Genomic DNA, 13727 nt, shown 5'->3' with positions numbered 1-13727 from the left:
AACGTCCTCACTTTACCCCCCCCAACCACGCATCCGAAGTCAGCGGCCCCTTTAGCGTAGGCAGTGTCTCTTCCAGCCAAGCCAGCGCAAGCTTTTCCTTCTCGCGCCTCAGCGCTTCGCCCAATCCTTTCTGCATTATCTGTATCGGCGCGCGGCCCTTGATCATGTTGTTCCAGAATCCTTCGGTGCTGCCGGTGGGGAGGGCTTTGGTGACGGAGCGTTGCGGTTGCGGCAGGTAGGGTTTGCTGGCGGCGATGGCTTCGTCGGCGAATTTCTCGAATACCAGCATGGTGGTTTCGGCGCAGCCGTCGGCGACGAGATTCCGGGGTTCTCTGGCGGAGAGGGGATTGGTGGGCTGGCTCATGGAGTCTACCCCCGCCCTAACCCCCCCCTGCATGGGGGAGGGGATGGGTGTGTTGGGTGATGCTGGATGCGTGAGACAAGTGCTTCCCCTTCAGTTCGTGTGCTGGCTACCCGCTGTGCGGGTTCTTGTCTTGCGCCAGCTCCTAATCCGGGGAATCTGCCGTGAGCCTCGCGCTGTTCGTGCGGCGCAATGTGCATCTGGCAAATCTGCAAGAGGGGCAAACTTTATTTGAGGCGGGCGGGGAGTGTCAATGCGAATAGCAGGGAAATGGATAAGCGCTTGCTGGTGCGATATTTCTTGAGGTGAAATTAATGTGAAGTGCCATCAAGCTGCAGATTTGCTGGATGCTTATGCCGCCATCGGTAGTGGCAATTGGAAGTGTCCTTCAACGATACCGCTTACGGAAATATCTTCGTCCAGTTCGTCCCAGCGCAATGCAGTGCCATTTGCTCGCAGTGTGACATTCTTGAGTTGCTCGTCGCTCGCTTTGCTCAATAATTTGAAGCGGGCAGCGGGGAATCCGATCTGCCGACCATCTGTGAGCTCCACAAAGACGATACGACCAGTCACCCAGACGCGGGTGGCGCAATGCTCCAATTCAGTGATGGAAAAACTCATGCCATTTCTCCTTGAACAAATCCTGATGCTCGAATACTGCCGCTTCGATACGTCGCAATTCGACAGGGCCGATGTTGCGGCTTCTGGCCAGTCTGATCGGCTCTAGCCAATACTTGCATTCACCTTCTCCCGTGTCCACATGGATATGTGGCGGCTCCATACCTTCATCGGAATAGAAATGGAAACGCCAGTTTAGTAATCGTAGAACGGGGTTGGCATGCCCAATGAGGCAAGGAGTGGATGAAAAGAATTCTACACCAAAGTAACGCATGCAATTGGAGTGGCAAAATCATAAGGGCCGGGTTAAAGCCCGCGCATGTAATACGGCCGCAGCGGCCGCTGTCCCTCCATCGCTTCACGCAGTTGCTGCAGCAGTTTCTCTTTGTCCCTGGGCAGGTTGCCGGCGAGTGCCAGCGCATTGGAGGCGTGGTTGGAGCGGAAGATCACCGGCTGCGGCGGGTTGAGGCCGCTGACGAGTCTTTCCTGTTCCTTCAATATCGCCAGGTCGTTTGGCATCTCGAATGGTTCGCCGTATTTGCGCCGGAATTCTTCGGCGATGCTTTCGTCCGGATACAGTTGCAGCGTGGAGAGGTAGCTGACGGGTGCGCTGTTGAGCAGGGCGATGGTGCCGTCGATGTGCTCTTCGCTGTGAGTGGTGCCGCCGAGTCCGAGGATGACGGTGGCGGAAACTTTCATGCCGCTGGCATGCGCCTTGTGCAGTACTTCGGCCATGCGCCATTGCGTGGCGCCCTTGGTGATCTTTTTCAGGATGAGGTCGGAGCCGGATTCGATGCCGAAGTAGAGCAGGCTCAGCTTGTGTTCGTGCAGCAGGGTCAGTTCTTCGGTGCTCTTGCGTTGCAGGTTGCCGGGCGTGGCATAGCAGGAAACGCGCGTCAGGCGCGGGAACGTTGCGGCCAGTTCGCGCAGGATGGCGAACAGGTGTTCCGTCGGCAGGGCTAGCGCATCGCCATCGGCGAGGAACACGCGTTGCGCATCCGGCCAGTCGGCGGCGGCAGTGCGGATATCGGCACACACGTCAGCCAGCGGGCGTTCGACATAGTGCTTGCTGCGATACATGGCGCAGAAGCTGCACTGGTTGAAGCTGCAGCCCAGCGTGGCCTGGATGATCAGGTTGTCGCCTTCGGAGGGAGGGCGGAACAGCGGCATGTCATAGGGCAGGGGCATGCCGAATTGTAATATATGAACAAGGCCATTCACCCTTCCGCTGGCTCAGGGCGAACGGGGAACCTGGTTCTCCAACACGCTGAGGATTTGATCAGCGCATTCTCAGGCAAGGCGACATGGGAACAGGCAATGGCGGCGCAGATCGGTCTGCCCAGCCTGCGCCGTCCGGTTACGCCGGCGTGGGGGTGACTGCGCCGCGATAGCCAAAATTTGCGAGCAGCTGCCACACGCTATGGAAGCGGTCGCCGCTCTTGTCGGGCTCGACGCCGACCACGGTGAAGTCGTCGATGTCGTGCTTGATGGCGGCGGGGCTTTCCTCCGCGCCCAGCCAGACGCCGAGCGGCCAGCCATGATCGTATTCGCGGCGGATCAGTTCGGCGCGGCGCGCGCGCCATACTGCCAGCGGCACCAGCACCGGTCCGACCGGCAGCTTGACGCCATGTGGCGTTTCCCCTGCGGCGAGGCGCAGGACCTTCCAGTTGTCTGGCACGTTCTCGAATCTGTCTTTCAGTGTGGACATATGACGCCTTCCTTTCCGTGGATGAGCAGTTGAGTCGATCAACTTGGAGTGCAGTCTAGCGGCGTGCCATATTCCGGTGAAATACTTGTTTGTTACATCCTAATAACCAATGGATATAAGCGGGGTGTGTCGGGGGAGCGGATTTAGAATTGCTGGATGTCGTCCTCCGCTCAGGCCGCGACGGGGTCGGCACGAACGGAGGGCGCGGCTGGAGCAGCCGTTGAATCTATTCTTTGGACGGTTTGACGAAGTTGAGCACGTTCGAATTCGGTTGCTCGCCGTCCTTGTAATAAGGCTTGGCCTGGTCGAAGCCGAGTTGCCCGGCCAATTCCTTTTCGCGGTCGGAGATCAAGGCGAAACAATCCTTGATCTCCTGGATAGTGGTGTCCTTCAGTGGATTTGGGCGTCCGCCGAGCGGGGTGGCGTCCCTGACGACGCTGCCCAGCGTTTTGCGCATCAGGCGCAGGATCTGTTGTTCCTTGCTTAACTCTTCTGTGCTCATGGATATATCCCGGGGTAAGTGGCAGGGAACCACTTTACTGGAATTGCATGGGGCGGGGCCGAATTATTTTCGGGCAATATGCCGCGCATCCGCAGCAGGCGGTCTGCTTACCGCTGCCGACTGATTCTGCGCAGCGTTTCGATCAGTGTATCCGCTTCGGCGCGGGTGTTGTAGAACGCGAACGAGGGACGCACGCTGGATTCGAGCCCGAAGCGCGCGAGGATGGGTTGCGCGCAATGGTGGCCGGTGCGTACCGCGATGCCTTGTGCATCCAGCATTTTGGCGACCTGCAGGTCGGGGATGCCGTCCATCACGAACGAGATGACGCCGCCGCGGTCGCGGGGCATGCCGATCACACGCAGGCCGTCGACGCTGCGGATGCCTTGCAGCGCGTAGGCCAGCAGTTCTGTCTCGTGGCGTTCGATCGCCTCCATGCCGATGCCGTCGAGGTAATCGATGGCCGCACCCAGCCCCACGGCGGACGACACCGAGGGCGTGCCCGCCTCGAACCTTCTCGGCGGTTCCGTGAAGGTGCTTTCCCTGAAGGTGACGTGCCGGATCATGCCGCCGCCGCCCTGCCAGGGCGGCATGTCGTCCCACAGCGCCTGGCGGCCGTAGACGGCGCCGATGCCGGTGGGGGCGAACAGCTTGTGGCCGGAGAATACATAGAAGTCGCAGCCGATGGCCTGCACGTCGACGCGGCGATGCGGCACGCCCTGCGCGCCGTCGATCACCACGGTGGCGCCGTGGCGCTTGGCCAGCACGGTCATCTCGCGGATCGGCATGACGGTGCCGAGCGCGTTGGAGACGTGGGTGATGGAGACGATGCGGGTGCGCGGCCCGAGCAGGCGTTCGTATTCTTCGAGGATGAGGTCGCCGTTGTCGTCCACCGGGGCGACGCGGATGACGGCACCGGAACGCCGGGCGGCGAACTGCCAGGGCACGATGTTGGCGTGGTGCTCGGCCTCGGTGAGCACGATCTCGTCGTTGGGGCGCAGCAGGTGCTCGGTGAAGATGGCGGCGAGCAGGTTGATGCCTTCGGTGGTGCCGCGCACGAACACGATCTCCTGTGGCGATTGCGCGCCCATGAAGGCGGCGACCTTGGCGCGCGCGCCTTCGTAGGCGGCGGCGGATTCCGTGGCCAGCGTGTGCGTGCCGCGATGGATGTTGGAGTTCTCGTGCTGGTAGAAATGCGCTACGCGGTCGATCACTGACTGCGGCTTCTGTGTGGTGGCGGCGCTGTCCAGCCAGATGAGCGGCTTGCCGTGCACCTGGCGCTGCAGGATGGGGAAATCGTGGCGGATGCTGTCGACGTCGAGCGTGGTCGAGTCCGGCTTGAGCTTGCTGGCAGAGTGCGAGGAGGCGTTCTGGCTCATGGCTTCACCCTTGGGGATGGCAGTTATCTTACGCCATAATGTAGCGCATCATTCCGTTTCCGGTGACTTTGCCATGTGGCTGCAAAAAGAAATCTCGCTCAAGCCCCGTTCCCGCGGTTTCCACCTGATCACCGATGAGGTGCTGCGCGAATTGCCGGAGCTGCGCAACTTCAGGGTCGGCATGCTGAACGTCTTCATCCAGCACACCTCAGCGTCGCTGACCCTTAACGAGAACGCCGATCCCACGGTGCGGCAGGATTTCGAAAGCTACTTCAACCAGGCCGTGCCGGAAGACGAACCTTATTACCGGCACCGGGACGAGGGACCTGACGACCTGCCTGCGCACATCAAGTCCAGCCTGCTCGGCAGCAGCCTGAACATCCCGGTCGGCGATGGGCGGTTAAAACTCGGGACGTGGCAAGGGATATACCTGTGCGAACACAGGAACAACGGCGGCAGTCGGCGTATCATAATCACTATTCAAGGTGAATGACCGAGGGAACGACCATGTCTCCTACGCCTCCAGATGCACTGCTTTTCATCACGCCGGTGTGCACGCATTGTCCTGCCGTGCTGCAGTCGCTGACCGAGCTGGTGAAGCAGGCGCAGGTGGGGAAGCTCACGGTGGTGAACATCGCTGCGCATCCCGAACAGGCGGCGCAATACGACGTGCGCAGCGCGCCCTGGGTGCGCCTCGGTTCCTTCACGCTCACCGGCGCGCAGAGCATGGCCGAGCTGAAGCAGTGGGCCGAGTGGGCGAGCGGGGACGAGGGAACGGCGCATTACGTCGAGCACCTGCTGAAGGAGGGCAGCTACCCGCAAGCGGTGGCCTTCATCGCGGCAGATGCGCAGCGCCTCAAATCGCTGCTTTCCATCGTGGCCAATCCCGAAGCCAACATCTCGGTGCGGCTCGGCGTCAGCGCGCTGCTGGAGGCCTATGCCAACACGCCGGAACTGCAGGCGCTGTTGCCCAAGCTGGCCGAACTGACCTTCCACTTCGACCATCGCGTGCGCGCCGATGCCTGCTATCTGCTGGGCCTCACCGGCACGGCCGCCGCACGCACCTATGTCGAGGCCTGTCTCAAGGATGCGCACGAAGAAGTGCGGGATATCGCCGGGGAGGCGATGGAAGCGCTGGGGCAGGACAGCAAATCCTGATACCGGGCCGACCGCCTCAAGTCGTTGTTCAACCGATCTTCAACTCATCTTATTTGGAGGTGTGCAATGAAGAACTATAAGCGAATCATCAGTATCGTCATGGCGTCCCTGTTGCTGGGGATGGTTGCAAACGCGGCGGTCGCCGATCCGGACTGGCGCGGAGGTCCGGGCATGATGGGCGGCTATGGGCCGGGCTATGGCATGGGCCCCGGCATGATGGGGGGATATGGTCCCGGCTACGGCATGGGGCCGGGGATGATGGGCTACCGGAATTACCGCGACCTGAATCTCAGCGCCGATCAGCAATCGAAGATCGCGCAGATCCGCAAGTCGATGCGCACGAAACAATGGGCGCTGATGGACGAAATGATGGATGCCCAGGATGCATTGCAGGACCTGTATGACGACGACAAGCAGGACGCCGCCGCGATCAACAAGCAATACAAGGCGATCGACGATTTGCGTCGCCAGATGGTGGACAACGCGGTGGACGCGCACAACCGGATCAACGCCATCCTGACCAAGGAGCAGCGCGAGAAACTCAAGGACCGGGGCCGCGGTTATGGCCCGATGATGCGCGGCTATTGAGCGCGGCCCGTATCGGCGGGCGGCGCAGTTTGCCGTCGCAGTTGCGTGTCGCCACGACCAGCTTCGGCTGGTCGTTTTTTTCGACCTCCTGAACCGGTTCGCTAAGGCATAATCGCGCCCATCGAAAATGCAGCAATCGTTTGTCCAACCCGAATCCGGTTTTGCCGATGAAATATAGTCGAACACAGATAGCGCTGGTGACGATCGTGCTGATCGTCGTGTGGAATCTCGTGGCGCTGTTCATCGCGAACCAGTATTACCTCGGGCAGGTGCAGATCACCATCGCGCAGAAGACCAGGCTCTCCAGCGAGCTGGCCTCCGACCTGTCGGACAGTATCCGGCGCAACCTCGGTTTCATCGCCGGCATCCCCGATCTGCTGGTGCAATCGGAAAGGGTGAAGAATGCGCTGGCCCGCTTCGGTACTTCCGGCGTCCCTTCGCCGCAACCGCTCGCGGTGCGCAAGAAGCGCTGGAGCGACGATCCGGCATTGCGCGAATTGAGCTTGTACCTGCGCGGGGTGCAGGGCAATCTGCAGGTCAACCTGATCTATGTGGTGAACGCGGCAGGGGACTGCATCAGCGCAGGCAACATCGATACGCTGGGCAGCTCCATCGGCAGCAATTACGCCGAACGCGAGTTCTTCCACGAGAACATGAATGGCCGGCCGGGCATGCAATATGCGGTCGGCAAGACCACGCATATCCCCGGGATCTTTTTCGCGGCCCCGGTCATGGTCAAGGGGCGCTTCGTCGGGGCCGTCGTGGCCAAGAGCGAAGTGCCCAACCTGACTGCGATGATCAGGCAGGTGAGCGCCTTCGTGACCGACAGGAACGGCGTGATCATCCTGGCCAACGAGAAGGAGCGCGAGCTGCATGCCTTGCCGGGTGCCCCGATCGAGGGCGTTTCCGAACAGGACAGGTTCGACCGCTACCGGACGACGTCCTTTCCCTTGCTGCAGATCGAGCCATGGGGCGACCGGCGTTTCGCTGCGTTGTTCCGCGTCCAGGGCGATACCGACCCGCATATTTTTTCGTCGAAAGAACTGCCCGAATACCGCATGCGGGTTCACATAGACACCGATGTCACCGAGTTCCATACCCTGAGCCGCGACAGGCTGTGGTTTGCCGTGCTGCTCGGGATGGCGGGCAGCATCCTGATCCTGATCGCCAGCGGCACGTTCCTGTATGTGGATTCGATCAAGACGGCGGAGGCCGCGCTGAAACGGGCCAGCATCGCCGAACGCAGGATCATCGGCGTCACCGAGGAAACCCAGGAGAAGATCGGCCGCGAGCTGCATGACGATCTGGGACAGCACCTGACCGGCATCGCCTTCATCTCCGAACTGCTGTTCCAGGACCTGAAGAAACACGGCTATCCCGATCATGAGGCGGCCGCGAGGATCACCACCATGATCAATGAGGCCATCAGCAAGACGCGCGGCCTGGCACAAGGCCTGTATCCGGTGGAGCTGAAAGGTGCCGGCCTGCAAGCCATGCTGGGGCAGATCGCCTTCAACGTCGTCTCGATCTACCACATCGAGTGCGAGGTCGTCTCCGGGAGCGAGATCGAGATCGATAATCCGCAAGTGCTGATCAACCTGTTCCGCATCACCCAGGAGGCGGTGAACAATGCCATCAAGCACAGCGGTGCCACCCGCATTACGATCCGCATCAGCGAGACGCCCAGCAACATCGAGCTGGAGATCGCCGATAACGGTAGCGGCATCGCCACGGGCGCGGCGGATTCAAGCAAGGGGCTGGGCATGCACACCATGCACTACCGCGCTTCCCTGCTGGGGGCCAGCTTGCGCATCGCCGCCAGGCCAGAGGGGGGCACCAGCGTCACCGTCAGCCTGCCCAGGCCGGAGTGACGATTCAATCGTCGCGGTCGGGGAAGTAGGCCAGCCAGGCGGAGCTGGAACCGGCAAGCAGGCTCAGCCCGTCGCGCGAGGGCTGGGCGCAGGGATCGGCGGCGACCGCATTTGCCACGGCGGCGGCCTCCGGGGTGAAGTAGGCTTTTACCTCGCAATGCAGCCGTCCTTCCGATTCGTGGCGGATGAAGATCGCGGCCTTGCCGTGTTCCCCGGGATCTCCATATGTCGACCCGAACAGCGCCTCCAGCCCGGTTAACGCTTCCCCGGCCAGCATCGCGTCGCCGAGATTGCTGGTGAACCATGCGCTCGTCATGATTTCCGATCCTGGCCGATGTATCCGAGCGACTGCAAATCCTTGAAGATCTTCTCCGCCAGCAGCACATGCCCGGCGGCATTCGGGTGCAGCTGGTCGACTTTCAGTTGCGGGTCGGACAGGACGCCGGCCATCTCATCCTTGAGCAGCGGGACCTGTTGCGCGTCGGCCAGCTGCTGGTAGAAATCCGCTGCCGTCAGGTGCTGGAAGACCGCGCCCATCAGGCTCGGGTTCGGCGTTGCCAGCAGCACCGGTTTCGCTCCGTGCGCCCGGACCAGTGCGACGATCCTTTCCAGGTTGGCGATGGTCTCTTGCTGCGGCAGACGGCGCAGCATGTCGTTGCCGCCCAGGGTCACCAGGACCAGCACCGGTTGATGCTGGTCTAGCAGGGCGGGCAGGCGCTGCAGGGCCGCCCCGCTGGTGTCGCCGCTGACGCCGCCGTTGATCACCACCCAGCCGGTCTTGCTTGCCAGCAGGCTGGGCCATGCTTCCTGGGGCGCCACGCCTGCGCCTTCGGTCAGGCTGTCCCCCAGCGCCAGCACATGACTGCCGGCAGGGATGGCTTCTTCCTTGGGTTTGCCGCAGGCAGCGAGCAGGACGATGGCGATGATCGACAGGAGCAGCTGCAATGCCGGGCCGGTGCCCGATCGGTGGCGGCGGTCTGGCGGGAAGGATAGGAGGTCTGTACTCATCGCGACGAAATGTATCCTGACCTGGTGGTTGGCTGCGCGCGTCGGCTGCGGCAGCTCGTTTTGCCGTCAAGGATACTCTCAAGGTAGACTGCAAGGACAGTAGGTGAAACTCCGGAAAATTCTGACAAGGGTGGGCGATATGGAGAGTGCCAGCGGCGAGCAGGCGCAGGGAAAGAAACTGACCCCGAGTGCGATCTCGAATTATCTGGATCAATACGTGGTCGGCCAGGACGAGGCCAAGAAGACGCTCTCCGTGGCGGTGTATTCGCATTACCGCAAGCTGGGCAAGCAGCGGCACAACGGCGTGGAGGTGGTCAAGAGCAACATCCTGCTGATCGGCCCGACCGGCACCGGCAAGACGCTGCTGTGCGAGACGCTGTCCAGGGTGGCGCGCGTGCCTTTCGCCACGGCCAATGCCACTTCGCTGGCGCAGTCGAAATACGTCAATGAGGAGATCGAGGCATTGATGCAGCGCCTGCTGGACAAGGCGGATGGCGACATCGCCCGCGCCCAGCACGGCATCGTCTTCATCGACGAGATCGACAAGCTGAAATCGCCGGAAGGCGACCCGCACGGCGCATCGGGGGAACGGGTGCAGCATGCGCTGCTGAAGATCATGGAGAGCGCGCTGGTCCGGCTGGACGGCACGCGCACCATCGACACGACCGATATCCTGTTCATTTGCGCGGGGGCATTCGTCGGCCTGGAAAGCATCACCGCCAAGAACCAGGCGTTCGGCTTCATCTCCACCGGCGGGAGCGACGACCAGCAGATCCTCAACCGGCTGAATTCGCGCGTGAAGCCCACCGACCTGTTCAAGTTCGGGCTGATCCCCGAGTTCGCCGGACGCCTGCCGGTCATCGCCAGGCTGCAGAACCTGTCGAAGGAACTGCTGACGAGAATCATGGTGGAACCGCGCAACTCGATCTACAACCAGTTCTGCGAGATTTTCAGGGACGAGGGAGTCGAACTGGTGATCGAGCCGGACGTCTTCCGGCAGGTCGCCGAGATGGCATACGAGTACAAGGTTGGTGCGCGCAGCCTGCGCGGCATCTTCGAGGAGATGCTCACGCCGGTGCTGTACCAGATCCCCGACCGTCCGGAGATCCGCAAGGTGCTGATCAGATCGCTGTTCGAAGAACCTGGCCTGATTGCTGCATCGTAAGCGGCGTCAGGACGACTTCCATGTTCACGCCGATACGCCAGCGATGAAAGACCTGCAGAGCCAGTACGCGAACCAGCAAAGACTCATCGCCGCGCTGCGCGAACCGCGCCGCTATCCCCATGCCGCGCGGTCGGTGGAGGTGATCGAGACGCATATCTCGTGGGTGCTGCTGGCCGGCAGTTATGCCTACAAGATCAAGAAGGCGGTCGACCTGGGCTTCCTCGATTATTCGACGCTGTCATTGCGGCGATCATGCTGCGAGGAGGAGATCAGGCTCAACCGGCGCACCGCGCCCGAGCTCTATCTCGATACGGTGGCGATCGGCGGCAGTGCGGAGATTCCGCAGTTCGGCATGCAGCCGGCGATCGAGTATGCCGTGAGGATGCGCCGCTTCGTTTCCGCCGACCTGATGGACAAATCGCTGCAACGCGGCAGGATCGAAGCGCGACACATCGACAGCCTGGCTGCCGCCATCGTCCGTTTCCATGCCGCCATTCCGGCGGCGGCACCGGGTTCCGGATTCGGCACGCCTGCGTCGATCAGGAACGCAGCGATGCAGAACTTCGAACAGTTGCGCCTGCTGCTTGCCGACGATGCGGACCTGGACGGGATCGCGGCGCTGGAAGCGGCCACCGAGGCCGAATTCGCCGCATGCCGCGCGACCTTCGAGGCGCGCCGGGAGCAGGGATGGGTGCGCGAATGCCACGGCGATCTGCATCTCGGCAACATCGTGCTGGTCGGGGATCAACCGGTGCCGTTCGACTGCATCGAATTCAATCCGGACCTGCGCTGGATCGATGTGATGGACGAGATCGCGTTCCCGATGATGGACCTGCTGCATCGCAACCGGGCCGAGCTGGCCTGGCGCGTGCTGAACGGCTGTCTGGAGGGCAGCGGCGACTACGGCGGCGTATCTGTGCTGCGTTTCTATCTCGCCTATCGGGCGGCGGTGCGCGCCAAGGTCAGCGCCTTCCGGGCTGCGCAGCCCGGCATGTCGAGACACGCCAGGGCACCCGCACTGGCAGCGTGCCGCAGTTATCTGGCGCTCGCGCGGCAATGCCTGGGCCGGTATCGCCCGGCGCTGATCGTCATGCACGGCCTGCCCGGCTCGGGCAAGACCACGTTCTCGCAGCTGGCGCTGCAGCAGTTGGGCGCCATCCGCATCCGTTCCGATGTCGAGCGCAAGCGGCTGTTCGGTCTGGGCGGGCTGGAGAGCAGCCGTGCGCATGTCGGCGACATCTACGGTGCGGAGGCGACCCGGCAAACCTATGCGCGGCTGCACGAACTGGCGCGCGGCATCTTGTTGGCGGGCCTGCCGGTGATCGTGGATGCGGCGTTCCTAAGGCAGGAAGAGCGCGAGGCGTTTCGCAGGCTGGCGCAGGGCATGTCGGTGCCGTTCGCCATCGCGTCGCTGCATGCATCCGATGCGGTGCTGCGCGAACGCGTGCAGCTGCGCCGCAACGATGCCTCGGAGGCGGATGTGGCGGTGCTGGACTTGCTGCAATCCAGGCAGCAGCCGCTGGCGCAGTCCGAGCTGGCATGCGCGGCGTTTTTCACGAGCGAGGAAGCGCCGGACTGCGAGGCGAATGCGCGCGCCTGGGAGCAGCTCGGCAGTTTGCTTGTTGCCGCATCGCGGTGATGCGCGGGGCGGCGAATACCCATGCCAAGTAGTTGACTGTTTGACTGCAATGATCGAATTGCAACACTTGCCAGCGATTTTCTTAGGCGCATACTGTGACAAGCAGGAGCAGGATTTTCTGTTCGTCGTACGTACTTTGCAGCCCGAGGAGAACGTCATGAAACTGGAAAATACAGGCAGTATCGCCAGCAACCGGGAATTCAACCCCGACCATTACCTCATCGATTGAAACCCTGCGGGCGCGCAAGGCCTGCTTGTCTGTTGAGGCCTGTCAGCGCGCCGCGGGGCAACGATCTTTTCTTGAACTACTGTGAAAGGAGCGCTGTCATGAATCTGATCAAATGGGATCCATTCAGGGAACTGGAAGACGTTTCCAGCCGCTTGAACCGTATGTTCGGTCGCCCCGTCGGCCGTCCGGAAGCGGATAGCGAGATGCTGGCGGTGGCGGACTGGATGCCTTCCGTCGACATCAGCGAGACCGATGCCGCATACACGGTCAAGGGCGAGATTCCCGGCGTGAAAAAGGAGGATGTCAAAGTCACCATCCAGGACGGGATGCTCACCATTCAGGGCGAGCGCAAGATGGAGAAGGAAGAGAAGGGCAAGAAGTTCCATCGTGTCGAGTGCTCGTATGGAAACTTCGTGCGCAGCTTCCGGGTGCCGGACGATGCGGACGAGTCCGCCGTCAAGGCCGAATTCAAGGATGGCATGCTGAATGTCACGCTGCCGAAATCCGCGAAGGCCAAACCGAAATCGATCAACGTCTCGGTATCGTAACCAACTCCCTTCCCTGTGGGATCGCACGGGGAGGGCACAGAGGAGGCAATCATGACTTACCCATCACATCCCCCCGGGTTTCACCTCGTGCGCCGCGACCAGCTGCTGCAGGAGGCGGTGCACGATACCTATAAAACCAAGGGCAAGCTGCCCGAGCCCACGGTCTGTCCGGATTGCGGCGCCGTTTACCATGCCGGGCACTGGCAATGGCTGGACAAGCCGAAGGATGCACACCAGACGTACTGTCCGGCCTGTCATCGGGTGCGCGACCGCTTTCCGGCGGGATACGTGTCGCTGAGCGGGGATTTCTTTGCGCAGCATGAACAGGAAGTGCTGCAGCAGATACGCCATCACGAAGCGAAGGAGAAGGCTACGCATCCGTTGCAGCGTATCATGGCCATCGAGAAGACCCAGCAGGGTACGCTGGTGACCACCACCGATATCCATCTGGCGCGCGGTATCGGCGATGCGTTGCACCATGCGTACCAGGGCAAGCTGGAGTTTCACTACAACCCGGAGCAGAATCTGCTGCGGGTGAACTGGAAGCACTGAGCGGACGAGGCGGTACGACGGCAACTTGAACTTTGGAGAAGAATTCATGCAAATCCCATTACAGATCACCATTCGTGACTTCGAGCAGTCTGCAGCGCTGGAGACTCATATCCGCGAGAAGGTGAAGAAACTCGACGAGTTCTTCAATCACATCATGTCGTGCCGGGTCGTGGTCGAGATGCCCCACAAGCATCACCAGCAGGGCAAGCAGTTCAACGTGCGCATCGACATCGGCGTGGCTGGCGGCGAGATCGTGGTCAACCGTGACCATGCCGAGGATGTCTATGTCGCGCTGCGCGATGGTTTCGATGCCGCCAAGCGTCAGCTCGAGGACTATGCCCGCAAGCTGCGCGGCGACGTCAAGAAGCATGAAGAGCGGCGCAGCAGCGAAGGTTAGCCAGCAG

The 13727-nt window shown here is 61.7% G+C and carries 19 protein-coding genes; 10 read left to right on the top strand and 9 right to left on the bottom strand.

The genetic code is table 11. The features are described from left to right. Positions 1–7 precede the first annotated feature (7 nt). From L6418_RS09425 to L6418_RS09395, 7 genes are all read right to left on the bottom strand, one after another. Positions 8–364, bottom strand: coding sequence for a hypothetical protein (locus L6418_RS09425; protein WP_237246668.1), 357 nt, complete (start codon positions 362–364; stop codon positions 8–10). 348 nt (positions 365–712) lie between these two features. Beyond that, positions 713–982 carry a DUF2442 domain-containing protein gene (locus tag L6418_RS09420; RefSeq protein WP_237246667.1) on the bottom strand — a complete coding sequence of 90 codons (270 nt, stop codon included), beginning with the start codon at positions 980–982 and terminating at the stop codon, positions 713–715. Then, the gene (locus tag L6418_RS09415; protein WP_237246666.1) at positions 963–1142 is read right to left on the bottom strand and encodes a DUF4160 domain-containing protein; all 180 of its coding nucleotides are present in this window, start codon (positions 1140–1142) and stop codon (positions 963–965) included. The genes L6418_RS09420 and L6418_RS09415 overlap by 20 nt, the downstream gene beginning before the upstream one ends. Positions 1143–1285: 143 nt before the next feature. Continuing rightward, positions 1286–2167 (bottom strand): radical SAM protein, encoded by an 882-nt coding sequence (locus L6418_RS09410; RefSeq protein ID WP_237246665.1) that lies wholly within the window; start codon positions 2165–2167, stop codon positions 1286–1288. 169 nt (positions 2168–2336) lie between these two features. Continuing rightward, positions 2337–2687 (bottom strand): hypothetical protein, encoded by a 351-nt coding sequence (locus L6418_RS09405; protein WP_237246664.1) that lies wholly within the window; start codon positions 2685–2687, stop codon positions 2337–2339. Positions 2688–2913: 226 nt separating this feature from the next. After that, on the bottom strand, positions 2914–3189 hold the full coding sequence (locus L6418_RS09400) for a segregation and condensation protein A (protein WP_237246663.1): 276 nt from the start codon (positions 3187–3189) through the stop codon (positions 2914–2916). Positions 3190–3296: 107 nt separating this feature from the next. Continuing rightward, a complete protein-coding gene (locus L6418_RS09395; RefSeq protein ID WP_237246662.1) occupies positions 3297–4565 on the bottom strand; it encodes a cysteine desulfurase in 1269 nt (422 codons plus the stop codon). Between the two features lie 73 nt (positions 4566–4638). Here L6418_RS09395 and L6418_RS09390 point away from each other — a divergent pair, with 73 nt between their 5' ends. From L6418_RS09390 to L6418_RS09375, 4 genes are all read left to right on the top strand, one after another. Further along, the gene (locus L6418_RS09390; RefSeq protein ID WP_237246661.1) at positions 4639–5058 is read left to right on the top strand and encodes a secondary thiamine-phosphate synthase enzyme YjbQ; all 420 of its coding nucleotides are present in this window, start codon (positions 4639–4641) and stop codon (positions 5056–5058) included. 14 nt (positions 5059–5072) lie between these two features. Then, positions 5073–5723 (top strand): thioredoxin family protein, encoded by a 651-nt coding sequence (locus L6418_RS09385; RefSeq protein ID WP_237246660.1) that lies wholly within the window; start codon positions 5073–5075, stop codon positions 5721–5723. A 66-nt stretch (positions 5724–5789) separates the two neighbouring features. Continuing rightward, a complete protein-coding gene (locus L6418_RS09380; protein WP_237246659.1) occupies positions 5790–6311 on the top strand; it encodes a Spy/CpxP family protein refolding chaperone in 522 nt (173 codons plus the stop codon). Between the two features lie 167 nt (positions 6312–6478). Beyond that, positions 6479–8182: an ATP-binding protein gene (locus tag L6418_RS09375; protein ID WP_237246658.1), complete on the top strand. Its 1704-nt coding sequence runs from the start codon at positions 6479–6481 to the stop codon at positions 8180–8182. A gap of 4 nt (positions 8183–8186) precedes the next feature. Here the strand turns inward: L6418_RS09375 and L6418_RS09370 are convergent, their stop codons facing one another. Next, entirely contained in the window at positions 8187–8498 is a 312-nt protein-coding gene (locus tag L6418_RS09370; protein ID WP_237246657.1) for a hypothetical protein, read from the bottom strand. Next, positions 8495–9190 carry an arylesterase gene (locus L6418_RS09365; RefSeq protein WP_237246656.1) on the bottom strand — a complete coding sequence of 232 codons (696 nt, stop codon included), beginning with the start codon at positions 9188–9190 and terminating at the stop codon, positions 8495–8497. The genes L6418_RS09370 and L6418_RS09365 overlap by 4 nt, the downstream gene beginning before the upstream one ends. 139 nt (positions 9191–9329) lie before the next feature. Here L6418_RS09365 and clpX point away from each other — a divergent pair, with 139 nt between their 5' ends. The 6 genes from clpX (at position 9330) to hpf (ending at position 13720) form a co-directional block, all read left to right on the top strand. Then, complete coding sequence (clpX, locus tag L6418_RS09360) at positions 9330–10355, top strand: ATP-dependent Clp protease ATP-binding subunit ClpX (protein WP_237246655.1); 1026 nt, start codon at positions 9330–9332, stop codon at positions 10353–10355. Between the two features lie 43 nt (positions 10356–10398). Further along, entirely contained in the window at positions 10399–11994 is a 1596-nt protein-coding gene (locus L6418_RS09355) for a bifunctional aminoglycoside phosphotransferase/ATP-binding protein (protein WP_237246654.1), read from the top strand. Positions 11995–12034: 40 nt separating this feature from the next. Beyond that, the gene (locus L6418_RS09350) at positions 12035–12223 is read left to right on the top strand and encodes a hypothetical protein (RefSeq protein ID WP_237246653.1); all 189 of its coding nucleotides are present in this window, start codon (positions 12035–12037) and stop codon (positions 12221–12223) included. Between the two features lie 98 nt (positions 12224–12321). Beyond that, the gene (locus L6418_RS09345) at positions 12322–12771 is read left to right on the top strand and encodes an Hsp20/alpha crystallin family protein (RefSeq protein ID WP_237246652.1); all 450 of its coding nucleotides are present in this window, start codon (positions 12322–12324) and stop codon (positions 12769–12771) included. A gap of 51 nt (positions 12772–12822) precedes the next feature. Then, the gene (locus L6418_RS09340) at positions 12823–13323 is read left to right on the top strand and encodes a BCAM0308 family protein (RefSeq protein ID WP_237246651.1); all 501 of its coding nucleotides are present in this window, start codon (positions 12823–12825) and stop codon (positions 13321–13323) included. 46 nt (positions 13324–13369) lie between these two features. Beyond that, entirely contained in the window at positions 13370–13720 is a 351-nt protein-coding gene (gene hpf / locus L6418_RS09335; RefSeq protein WP_237246650.1) for a ribosome hibernation-promoting factor, HPF/YfiA family, read from the top strand. The last annotated feature ends 7 nt before the right edge of the window (positions 13721–13727 follow it).

The sequence above is a fragment of the Sideroxyarcus emersonii genome, from assembly GCF_021654335.1.
Classification (GTDB): Bacteria; Pseudomonadota; Gammaproteobacteria; order Burkholderiales; family Gallionellaceae; genus Sideroxyarcus; species Sideroxyarcus emersonii.
Note: the sequence above shows the minus strand (reverse complement) of the source record. Positions and strands in the feature narration are given on the sequence as shown.